This is a genomic window from Kitasatospora sp. NPDC056273, assembly GCF_042268845.1.
Taxonomy (GTDB): Bacteria; Actinomycetota; Actinomycetes; order Streptomycetales; family Streptomycetaceae; genus Kitasatospora.
Genome location: NZ_JBHJSJ010000081.1, coordinates 21,513 through 31,924, shown reverse-complemented (window position 1 = coordinate 31,924; position 10,412 = coordinate 21,513). Strand labels below are relative to the sequence as shown.

Genomic DNA, 10,412 nt, shown 5'->3' with positions numbered 1-10,412 from the left:
GCCCACCGGGGCCTCCGGGCATTCGGGGGACGCCAGTCAGCACCCCGGGTTCAGCGGCCAGTACGGTCCGTCGGGCCGGTCGAGCCACACCCGCTGCCCGCTGCTGGTGATGCTGAACCCGTAACGCTCGCGGGCCGGGCGGCCGTTCACGGCGTACAGGCGGTGGGCTGCTTCGAGCTCGGACCACAGGAGGCGCGGCCCGGCCTCGGCCACGGAGCCGTCGGGCCGCAGCTCTGCGATCGATCCCGCGCCGTCCCACAGGCAGGCGCCGACCGGCCGCCCGTCGTCCAGGTCGTAGTTCCATCCGAGCGGGCCGAGGGCGATGCTCACCAGGAACCGGAAGTGCTCGTCCACGACGACGTCGGGGCCGAGTTCCGACGGGCGTGCGCCGACAGTGGGCAGGGCCGGGCGGCGGATGACGCCGCGGCCCCCGACCGTGCGCAACGGAATGAAGTAGGCGCCGGTCGGCAGGAACCGGCCGCCGGCCTCGGTGGTACCCGTCTTCTCCGCGCGGACGACGCCCGCGCCGAGCGGAGCGACGATCACACCGCCCCCCGCGAGCGCCTGCAGCCACGTCGTCGGGACGTGGTCGAGCCCGCAGGTGGCGATGATCGCGCCGAACGGGCCACCCTTATCGGTGAGGGTGGCCCCGTCGGCGGTGACCACGGTCGGCCGATAGGGCGTCGCGTCGAGCCGGCGCCGGGCCTCGGCCGTCACGTCCGGGTCGACGTCGACGGTCACAACCCGCTCGGAGCCGTACCGGTGGGCGAGCAGTGCGGCGTTGTAACCGGTGCCGGTGCCGATCTCCTTCACCGGGCCGACGACATCGTCGCCGAGCGCCTGCAGCATCGCGGCCATCAGCGACGGCTGTGTGGACGACGACGCGGCGTTCCCGCCGATCAGGTGGGTGACGAGGGGCCGGTTCGCGTAGACGGCCCGCAGCCACCCGGCGGCGTGGTCAGGGTCGTCGCCGGCAATCCGCTGCTGCCGGCCGTCAGGGCCCTGCCGGTAGAAGTACGGCACGAACAAGTGGCGGGGGACGTCGCGGAACGCGCGCTGCCACGCGGGGTCGGCCAGGGAGCCGTCCGCGGTGAGCGCGTCGACCAGCGCGGCACGCAGGACGTCGGCAGTCGGCTCGGCGGTGGTGGTCACAAGGTGCCCTTCTGGAGCAGGTCGGCCAAGGCGGTGGTGATGGCATCACGGGTGCAGTCGATCCACGCCCACTGCCCACCCGGATTCACGTCGACCAGCCAGTGCGTTCCGACCTGGTCCACGATCAGGTCGACGGCGGCATAGACGAGTCCGAGGCGCCACAGCATGTCCAGGATGCCCGTCCGGATGGGCACGGGGAGGCAGATCGGGGAGTATGCGAGGCGCTTGGAGTCGGTGCGCCAGTCGAGCCGCCCGGGGCCGTCCGGGGCGTCGATCCTGACGGGGAACAGTCGGCCGGCCACGCAGGTCACGCGGACTTCGTAGGCCTTGTCGGTGATCTCCTGCTGGTACAGGTGCGCGGTGAGGGCCACCCGCGGGTCGTCCCACCGGTCGGCGGGAACGCGGGTGGTGTAGATCTGCCCGCGCTGCCCGTTCTCGGTGTGGACGATCCCGCCGAGCACCTTCGTGACGATCCGGCCCCGGCACCGGTCCGCGAAGTCCCGCACCGCGCCGGGGTCGTTGGTCACCAAGGTCGCCGGGACCTGCAGGCCGGACTCCGCGGCGGCGGTGAGCTGTGCGGGCTTCGTACAGTCGGCGTTGCGCTCGGGACGGTTGACCCACAGCACCTGCGGCAGGGAGCCGAGGACGCCGGCGAACCCGCGCTTCGCCTGCCCTGCGGCGAACCGCTGTTCCGGGCCGGACATGCTGCCGGGAAACCGGAACGTGGTGGGCTTGCGCCACCACACGGAGGTGAGCTCGGACAGGTCGATCCCTCGCAGGGGCCCGACGACGGCGCCGCCCCACGCACCGTCGGGCCGCAGCTCGGCACGCATGGTGATGCGCTGCGGGAAGTCCGCCACATCGGTGCGCCAGAACGGAACGCCTCGGGCGTTGAGCTCACGCAGGACGTAGTCGGCAGTGGGGTCGAGATCGTGGGTGATGACGAGCACGCGGGGCGGGACGCCCCGCGTGCTCCCGGTGCCGTGGGTCATCAGTCGTCGTTCTGGTCGAAGTCGACGCTGATCACGGTCTGGCCGTCGCTCTCGGTCTGGCACCCCGACCCTTCCATGGTCGGCATGTCCAGGGCCACGCGACCGTCGATCAGGGACAGCTGCGTGTGCGGGTCGACGGTGACGGGGGGCAGCGGCATGACGGTCACGGGGTTGGTGACGGCGTCGAGCCCGAACGGTCGGGTGGCGAGCGGGCCGGACGGCTCGGTGTCAATGCCCATGCTCAGGGTGGGCAGTCGGTCGGTCAGGACGGACATGGTGGCGCTCCCTCGTTCTCGTTCGGACCGGTCCTCCCAGGGGGCGAGGATCGGTGGTGGTGCCGACGGCCGCACACGGGACGCCAGTCCGTGGACCGGGCTCCCCTCCCTGCGGACAACACCCGCACTGCTCTGAGTGACGCAACGAAATCGTACGGTGACGACTCGCGGGTGAGGGGGACACCCTGTCCCCCTCACCCACCGTGTACCGGCGTTCACCCGCAGCGGAGCCTGGTGCCCCAACTGCCCGCCGCCCTACCGTGGAACGGCTGTCGCCACCGGGTGTTCGTCCGGTTGAGGCACTTTCCCGGTGGCGGCGCCCAGCCGAGGAGATGCACATGTCCGATCTGCCCGAGGAACTCACCCCCGGTGAGCGCATCCGCATCATGCGCGAGCGTCGCGGGATGACGCGCCCCGTGCTCGCCGGCCTGGTCGGCCGCAGCACTGATTGGCTCAAGAAGATCGAGAGCGGAGAACGCGCGATCAGCAGTCACGCGATACTGCTCAGACTTGCGTTCGCACTCGACGTGACCGATCTGTCAGTGCTGACCGGACCGGCCGGGGCCGCGCAGCCGGTCAGCACCGGCCGACTGTTCCACCCCGCGTCGACAGCCATCTGGTCGACCCTCCTCGAACGCGGAACCCGGCCGCCGGCACCGGTCCCGGCGGGGATGACGTCCGCGACCTACGCCGCCGATGTCGACGCCGGGTGGCGCCTGTGGCACCAGGCGGCGAACAACCGGACCGCCGTCGGGAACATCGCCCCGGACCTGATCCGGCACGGGGAGTCGCTGGCCCGCTCGGCCGGCGGCGACGACCGCCGCACCGCACTGGTGGGGCTCGCCTCGGCGTACCGGCTCGCGCAGCAGGTGATTGCGTACATCGGCCCGGCAGAGGCCGTGTGGATGCTCGGCGACCGTGCCATGGCAGCCGCCGCCGACGCCGACGACCCGGCCGCCATGGGCGCCGCCGCATGGAACCTCGCGAACACCATGCGCGCCGTCGGTGAGCACGAAGGCGCCATGCTGATGGTGACCACGGCAGCCGACCGGCTGCGCCCGCACCTCGCCGACGGACCGCAGCACTGGCGGGGCCTGTACGGGGCGCTGCACCTGCACGCGGCGATCACCGAGGCGCGGGACGGACGGGACGGGATGGCGTGGAACCACTGGGACACGGCCGACGAGGTCGCGAAGTCACTGCCGGCCGGGTACACCGAACTGTCGACGGTGTTCGGGCGGGCGAACGTCGACCTGCACGCGGTCAGCGTCTCCACCGAGTTGCGGAGCTCAGGCAAGGCACTGTCGCTGGCGGACGAGATCGACCCGGACTCGATCCCGTCGACGGAGCGCCGAACCAGGCTGTGGGTGGATGCGGCCCGGTCACACATGCATCGGGGCGACCGGACCGCCGCGCTGCACGTGATGGGGATCGCGCTGCGGATCAGCCCGGAGACGGTCCGGTTCACACCCCAGGCTCGTTCGGTCGCGGCCGAGTTGTGGCGGAAGTCGCCGCGCGCGATGCGAGCGGAGACGTTGGAGCTCGCCGAGGCGGTGGGGATCACGACCGGCGTGTGACCCGAGGCGCAGCCCCAACCCCGGAAGGTGACAACCGACCCCATCGCGCAGGGAGATCGGATAGCCAACTGGAAGAGATCTGGAACTTCCGGTTCGACGAGCAGACTTGAGCAAGGGGATCCAGTCGCGATGATCGAGGCGAACACGCGACGAGGCCACAGGCGTCGGACCCGCGGCGAGCCGGTCGCGCGCACCGGGGCGCGGGAGGAGGCCGTCGCCCTTTCGGAGGGCCTCGGCCCGACGACCTGAGGCGACGGACGCGGAGGACCGCTATCAGCACAACGGGCTTCCGCCGCATGGGAAGTCGGACCGGCCGACTTCCCATGCAGCGGGTGGGCTCCGTGGGCCACCCCGGCGTCAGGAGCGCCGGCGGCCGTTCCGGCGGGCGAGACGGAACACGGCGACACCGACGCCCACGCAGAGCAGGGCACTCATCAGGATGGCCGGTGTGCTGCTCCCGGTCTCGGGGAGCTGGCCCCCACCGTGGCCGGGCGCCGGACCGGGCGAGTGGTGGTGGCTCGGGCCGCCCGTGGGCGACGGGCCGTGGGACGCCGTGTGGCTCGGACCGGTCGTCGGGGACGCCGAGTGGGTGGGAGAAGCCGTCGGGGACGGCGAGTGGGTGGGAGAAGCCGTCGGGGACGGCGAGTGGGTGGGAGAGGCGGTCGGGGACGGCGAGGAGGACGGGGACGGCGAGGGGGAGGGCGAGGAGGACGGGGACGGGGACGGCGAGGGGGAGGCGCAGGCGACCTCCTCGATCACGACCTCCCCGTTGCCGCTGCGCGCTCCGGTGGTGAAGGTCGCGGCGGCCGGGCCGAGGCTGGAGCCGCCGCCTCCCCCGCCGCCGTCGAGCGTGGTCGCCGTGGAGGAGCCGCCGGCGCCGCCCCCGTGGGCCCCGCCGCCGCCTCCGCCGCCGGTGCCCATGTGGGGGTCGCCGATGTTGACGGCCGCGTCGCCGCCCTTGGTGCCGGTGGCGCTGCCGCCCGCGAAGCCGTCGTGGTCGAACTCGGTGGTGGCGGTTCCACCCGCGCCACCCGCTCCCCCGTTGCCGCCGGACTTGCCGCCCTTGCCCGCCGCGCTCTGCCCGGTGTCGGCCCCGTCGGTTCCGGCCTGCCCGCCGGCGCCGCCGGACGCGGTTCCGTCGTTGGTGAAACTGCCGGCACCTCCGCCGCCGCCACCCGCGATGATCAGCGCGCTGCCACCCGTCGTCACGGTGGTGGCGCCTCCGCCGCCGGCACCGATGGCGCCGTTGCCGGGCCGGTGCTCCGCGTTGAAGGAGCCGCCCTGGCCGCCGCCGCCGTACCCGCCGTAGGCCAGGCTGCCGGGGACGGAGAGGTCGCCTCCGCTGCCCGCCTGCCCCACGTCGACGGTCAGCACCTGACCGCTCGTGACCTGGACCGTGGCTCGGACCTGACCGCCCTTCCCGCCGGGCGACCCGTAGACGGCGTTCCCTCCCGCACCCCCGGAGGCCTGCACCACCAGCTCGCAGATCCCTTCGGGGACCACGTACTGCTCGGGCGCGCCCTTGTAGTCGAACGTGTGGATTCCGGGGGCCGCAGACGCCTGGTGCGGGGCGCAGACGAGAAGGGCCGCCAGGGCGGCCGAGGCGGCGATTCCACCGGTTCCGTAGTGGATGTTTCTCATACAAACCTTGTAATCGAGCCGCCTTCCTCCCGAGGGACAACACACGGCGCCGTCCGGGTGAACCGTGCGGGGCGGGAGCACGCCACCGTCGAGTGGGAATCATCAACCCGCCCCGAGAGCACGGGGGTTGGTGGCCCCCGCCGCTCGAGCCACCTGACCGGCCGTCGGCCCGGCCTCGCGATCCCGGAGGGGGCTTCCGGCCCCGGCAACCCGGTCGGCACCGCAAACCCGTTGGGTGCGACAGTCCCGCCGATGGTAAACATGTGACATGTTACAAGGCAGCCGCATCACCCTCCGGGCCCGTCACGACGCCGACCTCCCGGTCCTCCTGGCCGAGTTGTACGACGACGTGGCAACCCGCGCCCGGGCCGACACCCGGCCCTGGCGGCCCATCCCGCCCGGCTCGGCGGACTCCCCGTACGTCGTTCCCGGGCCGTCCGGCGAGGCCGCCTGCTTCTCCGTGGTCGAGACGGCCTCCGGAGAGCTGGCCGGCGAGGCCCTGCTGTGGGGCATCGACGCCCACAACCGCAGCGCCCACCTGGGCCTCGCCCTGCTGCCGGGCCACCGGGGGCGCGGGCTCGCCCCGGACGTCCTGCGGGTGCTCTGCCACTACGCCTTCCCGGTGCTCGGCCTGCGCCGCCTCCAGTTGGAGACCCTCGCGGACAACACCCCGATGCTCCGGGCCGCCGCCACGGCCGGCTTCACCGTCGAGGGGCGGCTGCGCCAAGCCGCCTGGGCATACGGGGAGTTCGTGGACCAGCTGGTGCTCGGGCTGCTGGCCGAGGAGTGGCAGGGGTGAGCGACGGCCCGTCCGGGCTGCGGCCCCTCCCCCACGGCTACACCAACCGCACCGCGGGTGACGGCACGGTCGTCGTGAAACGGTACGAGGGGCCGGACGCCGAGGAGCGGCGCCGGCGCGAGCACCGGCTGCTGACCCTGCTGCACGGGCTGCTGCCGGTTCCCCCGGTGCTCGGCACCGAGCAGGGCGCCATCACGCTCGGCCACCTGCCCGGAGTGCCCGCGCAGGACCTGCTGGACGCCGGGCACGGCGCGCAGGTCCTGGCCGCCTGCGGGCGGGTGCTGCGACGGCTCCAGGCGGTCGACCCCGGCGTGGCCGGCGACGGTCCGGCGCCCCCGGGTTCGGTGCTGGCGCACGGGGACTTCGGGCCCAACAACCTGCTGCTGGACCCGGCGACCTTCGCCGTCACCGGCCTGCTGGACTGGGAGTTCGCCCATCTCGGCGAGCCGGTGGAGGACCTGGCCTGGTGCGAGTGGATCGTCCGCATGCACCACCCGGCCCGGGCGGGCGCCCTGCACCACCTGTTCGACGCGTACGGGCAGCCGGTGCCGCCCTGGCCGCGGCGCCGGACCGCCATGCTCGCCCGGTGCGCCCGGCTGGAGGAGTTCTGCCGCCGGGGCGACCCGGGCGGGCCGGGGGTACGGCAGTGGCAGGAGCGCGGGCGCCTGACGGCGGGCTGGCCGGAGCAGCCGGAGCCGCCCTCCTGACGGCGGCGGGGCGGGCGCTCCGGGCGCGCGCACAGCGGGTCGTGACGATCTGTGAGACGGATCTGGCGCACGCCTCGACCAGTCCGATACGGTCTGGACCAATCAGCGGGCGATCTTCCTGTGGCATCGTTCCGCCACGCTCCGAACGCCTCCGGGAGTCGTCATCAGCGCCCGACCCGCCTCCGTTCCGCTCACCCTCCCGGCGCTCCTGGACCACCGGGCGGCGCTCCATCCCGATCGCACCGCGCTGCTGGTGCCCGGCGGCGGGAGTCTCACCTACGGCCGGTGGCGCGAGCGGGCGGTGCGGGCCGCGCACGGGCTGGCCGGGGCGGGCGTGCGGCCCGGGGACACGGTGGCGCTGCTGTTCACCAACCGGGAGTGGGACGCGTACGCCGTGGCGTTCCTGGCCGCCCACTACGCGGGTGCGGCCGGGCTGGTGATCCGCGAGGACCTGGCCCCGGCCGATGTGGAGCGGCTGGTCGAGGCGGCCGGGGCGCGCTGGGCGGTCGCCGGGAACGGCCCGCGCACCGCGCTGCCCACCTTCGCGCTCGAAGGACTCGACGGCCTCGGCGGTCTCGACACGCCGGACACGCCGACCCCGGACGAGCCGCCGCACCGGGTCGCCCCCGGGGACCTGGCCCAGGTCATCGGGACCTCGGGCACGACCGGCACCCCGAAGGGCGTCCGGGCCGCGCACGCGAGCCTGACCGCCGGGCTGGTCCTCGACCCCCGCCCCCGCCCGTACGCGCACTCGCGGCACGCGGTGCACGCCTTCCCGATCGGGACCAACGCCGCCCAGGCGGTGCTGGTGAACGCGCTGACCGCGCAGCCCACGACGATCTGCCTGCCGCGCTTCGACGCCGAGGAGTTCGGGCGGGTGGTCGAGGAGTCCGGTGCGGGCACGGTCTTCCTGGTGCCGTCGATGGCGGTGGAACTGCTGAACTCCGGGGTCGCCGACCGCCGGGACCTCGGCAGCGTCCGGCTGGTCGGGTCCACCGCCGCCGCGCTCCCGCCCGCCGTCGCCGCCGGGCTGTCCGCCGCCCTGCCGAAGGCGACGGTCGTCAACACCTACACCTCCGCCGAGGCCGCCCCCGCGCAGATCTCCGCGGTGGTGGACCCGGGCCGTCCGGGTTCGCTGGGCCGCCCGACCGACCCGGCCGACCTGCGGATCCTGGACGAGGCCGGGGAGCCGGTGCCGCCCGGCGGGACCGGCGAGATCTGGCTGCGCCAGCCCGGGCCGCCGCGCGGGTACGCCGGGGCGGCCTCCGACACCGTCTTCCGCGACGGCTGGGTGCGGATGGGCGACCTCGGGCGACTGGACGGGGACGGCTTCCTCCACCTCGTCGACCGGGAGAGCGACATCGTCAAGTCCGGTGCGCTGAAGGTCTCCACGCTGCGGATCGAGGCCGTGCTGCACGAACACCCGCAGGTCGCCGACGCGGCCGCGCTCGGCCTGCCGCACCCGGTGATGGGACAGGTGCCGGTCGCCGCGGTGGTCCCGCGACCGGACGGGATCGACCTCGACGGCCTGCGGCTGTTCCTGAGCGAGCGGCTGGCCAGGCCCGAACTGCCGGTACGCGTCCTGGTATTGGACTCCCTGCCGCGCAACCCGAGCGGCAAGGTGCTCAAGCACGAGCTGCGGGCCGCGTTCGAGGAACCCGCCCCGACGACCGGACGGGCCCCGGAGACGGAACGCGAGCTCGCCCTGGCCGGCCTGTGGCGGGCCGTGCTGGGCCGGCCGGTCCGGGCGGTGGAGGAGGAGTTCTTCGCCCTCGGCGGGGACTCGTTCCGCGCCGTCCAGCTGGCCGCCGCGATCTCCGCCGAGTTCGGTGTGGCGGCCCGTACGGCGCTGGTCTTCGAGCGCCCCTCGCTGCGCGCCCAGGCGGCCTGGCTGGAACGGGCCGACGTCGCCCCGGCCGAGCCGGCGGAGCGGTCCGGGGCCGAGGTCTCGGCCTTCCTCCACTCGCTGCGCGCGCAGCCGCACGACCTGCCGCTCACCTCCCAGCAGGAGAACTTCCTGCGCTGGATGGCCGAGGCCCCGGGCCGCAACGTCGGCGCGGTGGCGGTGATGTTCCGGGTGACGGAGGGCCTGCGGACGGACGTCCTGGCCGACGCCCTCCACGAGGCGATCCGCCGCCATCCCGCGCTGCGGACCAGGTTTGTCCCGGTGCCCGGCGCCGAACCGGGGGTGCTGCGGGCCGTCCTGGACGACGAGCCGCACGCGGACGTGGTGCTGGTGGAGGCGCCCGGCGCGAGCGACGACGAGGTGTCGGCGCGGCTGGTCGCCGTGCGCGACCGGCTGACGGACGTCGCCGCGGGGCCGATGACCAGGCTGGCCGTGGTGAGCCGCGGGCCGGCGGACCACGTCGTCCTGCTGGCCGTCCACCACCTCGTCAGCGACGGCTGGTCGCTGGGGGTGCTCCTGCGCGAGCTGGGGGTGGCGTACTCGGCGCTGTGCCACGGGCGCCGGGTGCCGGCCGCCCGGCCCGGCCCGGAGTACGGCGAGCTGGTGGAGTGGTCGAACGCCCACTGGCCGGCGTCCCGGACGCACTTCGGGACGGCGCTCGCGCACGCGCCCGCCGCGGTCGACCCCTTCCCGGGACGCCGGCACACCGAGGTGGTGCTGAGCGCCGCCCACGCGTTCACGGTGCCCCCGGCGGCGGCGGACGCGCTGCGGGCCAGGGCGGCGGAGCTGGGGGCCACGCCGTTCCTCGCGGTGGCGGCGGTCTGGAGCGGCCTGCTGGCCGCCCGCAGCGGACAGCCGGACCTCGTCCTCATGACGCCGGTGCCCGGGCGGACCCGGCCGGAGGCGGAGCGGGCGGTCGGCTGTTTCGTGCAGTCGCTGCTGGTGCGGGTGGACGTGTCGGGCGCGCCGGGGTTCGCTGAACTGCTCGACCGCGTCCGGTCCGCCGCCACCACGGCGCTCGACCACCAGCTCTACCCGTTCGCGGAGTTCAGCCCGCTGGTGCCGTTCGCGGCCTGGCTGCGGTACGAGAACTGGAGCGCGCCGGCCCAGCTGCCGGGGGTGGCCTGCGCGGCCTGGGAGCTGCCCCGCAACGCCACCGTGCCGTATCCGCTGCCGGGCGGTGACCGGCACGTCCCCGAGCTGGCGGTCACCGAGCAGCCGGACGGCGCGCTGCGGTGCTGGCTGCGGTACAACGAGCACGCGTTCGAGGCGGCGACGGTGTCGGCGCTGGCCGACGACCTCGCCGCGGCGCTGGCCGGGGCGGCCGGCATCTGACAGGAGGCAAGCGGGGGTGCGGCCGTCA

General features: G+C 74.4%; 8 protein-coding genes. 4 read left to right on the top strand and 4 right to left on the bottom strand.

Annotated features, from left to right (window positions below; genetic code table 11):
• Window positions 1-36: 36 nt before the first annotated feature.
• From ACFCY1_RS38590 to tgmA, 3 genes are read right to left on the bottom strand one after another with little or no spacing between them, the layout of a single operon-like run.
• Complete coding sequence (locus ACFCY1_RS38590; protein ID WP_375877549.1) at window positions 37-1,152, bottom strand: methyltransferase domain-containing protein; 1,116 nt, start codon at window positions 1,150-1,152, stop codon at window positions 37-39.
• Window positions 1,149-2,144 carry an MvdC/MvdD family ATP grasp protein gene (locus ACFCY1_RS38585; RefSeq protein ID WP_375877548.1) on the bottom strand — a complete coding sequence of 332 codons (996 nt, stop codon included), beginning with the start codon at window positions 2,142-2,144 and terminating at the stop codon, window positions 1,149-1,151. The genes ACFCY1_RS38590 and ACFCY1_RS38585 overlap by 4 nt, the downstream gene beginning before the upstream one ends.
• The gene (gene tgmA / locus ACFCY1_RS38580) at window positions 2,144-2,419 is read right to left on the bottom strand and encodes a putative ATP-grasp-modified RiPP (RefSeq protein WP_049650348.1); all 276 of its coding nucleotides are present in this window, start codon (window positions 2,417-2,419) and stop codon (window positions 2,144-2,146) included. Before tgmA ends, ACFCY1_RS38585 begins: the two co-directional genes overlap by 1 nt.
• Window positions 2,420-2,679: 260 nt before the next feature.
• Between tgmA and ACFCY1_RS38575 the strand changes: the two genes are divergently transcribed.
• Window positions 2,680-3,996 (top strand): helix-turn-helix domain-containing protein, encoded by a 1,317-nt coding sequence (locus ACFCY1_RS38575; RefSeq protein WP_375877547.1) that lies wholly within the window; start codon window positions 2,680-2,682, stop codon window positions 3,994-3,996.
• Window positions 3,997-4,353: 357 nt separating this feature from the next.
• Here the strand turns inward: ACFCY1_RS38575 and ACFCY1_RS38570 are convergent, their stop codons facing one another.
• Entirely contained in the window at window positions 4,354-5,637 is a 1,284-nt protein-coding gene (locus tag ACFCY1_RS38570; protein WP_375877546.1) for a hypothetical protein, read from the bottom strand.
• 268 nt (window positions 5,638-5,905) lie between these two features.
• Here ACFCY1_RS38570 and ACFCY1_RS38565 point away from each other — a divergent pair, with 268 nt between their 5' ends.
• From ACFCY1_RS38565 to ACFCY1_RS38555, 3 genes are all read left to right on the top strand, one after another.
• Entirely contained in the window at window positions 5,906-6,436 is a 531-nt protein-coding gene (locus ACFCY1_RS38565; protein WP_375877545.1) for a GNAT family N-acetyltransferase, read from the top strand.
• A complete protein-coding gene (locus ACFCY1_RS38560; RefSeq protein ID WP_375877544.1) occupies window positions 6,433-7,143 on the top strand; it encodes a phosphotransferase family protein in 711 nt (236 codons plus the stop codon). Before ACFCY1_RS38565 ends, ACFCY1_RS38560 begins: the two co-directional genes overlap by 4 nt.
• Before the next feature lie 163 nt (window positions 7,144-7,306).
• The gene (locus ACFCY1_RS38555; protein WP_375877551.1) at window positions 7,307-10,384 is read left to right on the top strand and encodes an AMP-binding protein; all 3,078 of its coding nucleotides are present in this window, start codon (window positions 7,307-7,309) and stop codon (window positions 10,382-10,384) included.
• Window positions 10,385-10,412 lie beyond the last annotated feature (28 nt).

Excerpts from the sequence above, each read along its gene's own strand:
- tgmA (WP_049650348.1), bottom strand. The coding sequence starts at position 2,419 with ATGTCCGTCCTGACCGACCGACTGCCCACCCTGAGCATGGGCATTGAC.
- ACFCY1_RS38565 (WP_375877545.1), top strand. The coding sequence starts at position 5,906 with ATGTTACAAGGCAGCCGCATCACCCTCCGGGCCCGTCACGACGCCGAC.
- ACFCY1_RS38570 (WP_375877546.1), bottom strand. The coding sequence starts at position 5,637 with ATGAGAAACATCCACTACGGAACCGGTGGAATCGCCGCCTCGGCCGCC.
- ACFCY1_RS38585 (WP_375877548.1), bottom strand. The coding sequence starts at position 2,144 with ATGACCCACGGCACCGGGAGCACGCGGGGCGTCCCGCCCCGCGTGCTC.